Source organism: Dokdonella sp. (assembly GCF_049593775.1).
GTDB lineage: Bacteria > Pseudomonadota > Gammaproteobacteria > Xanthomonadales > Rhodanobacteraceae > Dokdonella.
This window is the reverse complement of record NZ_JBAWHJ010000061.1, coordinates 1-2,738: the sequence shown is the minus strand read 5'-3', so window position 1 is coordinate 2,738 and position 2,738 is coordinate 1. Positions and strand designations below refer to the sequence as shown.

Below are 2,738 nucleotides of genomic sequence, written 5' to 3'. Positions count from 1 at the left end.
CATTGACGGCCAGGTCCGGGATGTCGTCCAGGGCGGTCGCAACGGGAAGAAGGCCTTCCGAGGCGGCGCTCCTATGCACCAGTTCCTCCAGAAAATCCAGCCCTATGGCGTTTTCCAGCGAGAAGGGGCCAACGCGCTCGCGCCGCAGGGCCGAAACGTGCGCCTCTGCTCCCAGCATGGCCGCCAGATCCCGCGCCAGGGACCGGATGTAGACACCCTTGCCGGTCAGAACGGTGATCTCGACGTGGTCGGCGTCAGGCGAGGCCGTCACCGCTGCCTCGTGGATCGAGACACGCCGCGCGGCCAGCACCACCTCCTGTCCGTCTCGCGCCAGATCATAGGCACGGGCACCATCGACTTTGATTGCCGAATAGGTCGGGGGAATCTGGTCGATCTCGCCGACGAAGGCGGGCAGGGCGTCAGCTACCGCGCTGACGGACGGGCGCACGTCGGAGCGCCCGGTGATCTCGCCTTCGCGGTCGAGGGTGGCGGTCGAGGTCCCCCACGCGAGCGTGAACCGATAGACCTTGCGCGCCTCCATCATGAAGGGAACGGTCTTTGTTGCCTCGCCCAGCGCGATCGGCAGAATGCCGGAGGCGAGGGGATCGAGCGTTCCGGCATGGCCGGCCTTGCCGGCGTCGAACAGGCGACGCACACGGCCTACAGCCTGGGTGGAGCCCAGGCCCAGGGGCTTGTCGAGACAGACCCAGCCGTCGACCGGTTGCCCGCGCTTGCGACGCGCCATGGCTCAGGCGTCGTCCTGGGGGTCGAGGTCGCGCCGCACGTGCGGGTTCGCCAGCAGCTTGTCCATGTGACTGGCGGCTTCGAAGCTCTCGTCGTGACGGAAACGCAGGTCCGGCGTAAACTTCATGTCGACATGCCGACTGAGCGCGCCACGTAGAAACTTAGCGTGTGTATTCAATGCTTTGACCACCGCGTCGACATCGCCGGCGTCGGTAAGGCCGGCCCCGAGCGGCTCCACGAAACAGTTGGCATGTTTGAGATCGGCGCTGAGTCGAACCTCTGTCACGGTGATTGAGACGCCGGCCAGGGCGGGATCGTGAATCTCTTCCTCGCGCATCACCTCGACGAGGGCGTGACGGATCAGCTCTCCGGCGCGCAGCTGGCGCTGGCTGGGTCCGAGCGGGGCACGGGACTTACGGTTCTGGCGGCTCATGGCCGACTCCATGTCTGGCGACGCCGGGATTCGGACCCGGTCGGCACGAAGGGGGCGCTCGCTCTAGAGAGCGGGGCCGCGCCTGTAAAGCCTCAGCACCAGGGCAGGCTCGGCTCGCTCATCGCCCGGTAGAACCCCATGTCGGTCAACACATAGTCGACCTCGGCCTCGCTGGCACCCGTGTAGGTCAGCGTAAAATCCCGCCCCACGGTGCCACGTGAAAGCTGGGCTTCGGCTGACCCGTCGGCCCCGCCCTGACTGTCCTCGACCTTGAGCCGCATATCGAGCGCCCGCAGCACCGGATGGCTCGGTGTCAACTCCACCAGTGTGCCGGTGGCGCAGGTTCGGCCCTCGCCGGTCGAACGGGCTTCGACGACCAGGGCGGGCTGGGGCGTCAGATCGGTCCGCAGGGTCCACTGTGGCTCTCCGCCCGTCCCCGCCGAGACAAACAGAGGGTCGACGTCGCTGTCGCGAAAGCCGTCTTCCGTCCTCACCAGATAATGGATGGCCACGGCACCTGCGCCGTCGTCGCCCACGCCACTCGAGACCAGCGCGAACAGTCCGGCCCCCAGATCTCTCACGGTGCCCTGACGAAATGCGAACGAACCCTCGAGGTCGCTGTCGGGGTCGGGGTCCGACGCGGTGACCGGGGGGGCCTCGTCCCAGGCCGTGCGGAACGCGAGCGCATTCGCCTCCTCCGGCGCAAGGGGCTCCACGACGGGCTCGGTCGTCTCTGCGGTTTCCCCGGCGGCGATGGCCTCGCTGCTCGCCTGCTGCTGACAGGCGGTCGTGGCGAGAAGCGCGCCCATCATCAGGACGAGCGGAAAGCGACGCATGGAACCCTCATTCGTTCTTCCCCGCCATTATGCGCCAATCATCGACACCAGCCACGGCAAAATACGCGCGCGAAACGAAACCGACGCCATGCCGCACCCTCACAGCCGGGTGAAGGTGATGATCGCGAGCCCGCCGAGGATGCGGGAGAACCAGACGCCCCGGTGCCAGAGGCTGCTCAGCCCAGAGGCGACGGGGAAGCCCCGCCCTCACGCAAGCTGTGGTCCTCGGGGCGGGACCATTCGCCACGGTAGCGATATTGCAGGGTCTGGCAGTGGCGAAGCTGCCCGTCCTGACCCTGGCCGACGGCCTGCACCGTGATGTCGCGCAGGGGCCGGACCCGGCCGAAGACGAGCCAAACCTGGCCGGCACCGGGACACATGACCCGCGCCAGGGCACCACCCGTCCCTTCGGCCTCGACACGATAGGCGTTGGATTCTTCGGCCCCGGCCGGCAAGGCCGCGCGCAGGCGGGTGTCCGGCAGGCTTTCGCGCTCCAATCCCGCCGACCCGGCTCCGGCCGTGGCGTACAGCCGCATCACCCGCGTCCTGCCGAACAGGCCGCGCTCGACCTGAAGGGTAATCCCGCGCGTAAGCAGGCGCGCGGAACTCGACACGGGGTCGTAGGCGTAGAAGTGCTCGTCAGCGGCGGCGGGCGTCGCCGACGCGAGCAGGCCAAGCAGGATCAGGATGAAACGCATCATGTCGTCCCTTAACCCGTGCTCGAC

4 protein-coding genes are annotated in these 2,738 nt (G+C 67.8%); all 4 read right to left on the bottom strand.

What is annotated here, in order from left to right; translation table 11 throughout:
- Nucleotides 1-745: tRNA pseudouridine(55) synthase TruB (gene truB / locus WBP53_RS02295; protein ID WP_423925528.1), on the bottom strand; the 745-nt coding region annotated here is incomplete at its 3' end.
- A gap of 3 nt (nucleotides 746-748) precedes the next feature.
- Nucleotides 749-1,177, bottom strand: coding sequence for a 30S ribosome-binding factor RbfA (rbfA, locus tag WBP53_RS02290; RefSeq protein WP_423925526.1), 429 nt, complete (start codon nucleotides 1,175-1,177; stop codon nucleotides 749-751).
- A 92-nt stretch (nucleotides 1,178-1,269) separates the two neighbouring features.
- Entirely contained in the window at nucleotides 1,270-2,013 is a 744-nt protein-coding gene (locus tag WBP53_RS02285; protein ID WP_423925524.1) for a hypothetical protein, read from the bottom strand.
- Nucleotides 2,014-2,189: 176 nt separating this feature from the next.
- Nucleotides 2,190-2,738: hypothetical protein (locus tag WBP53_RS02280; protein WP_423925522.1), on the bottom strand; the 549-nt coding region annotated here is incomplete at its 5' end.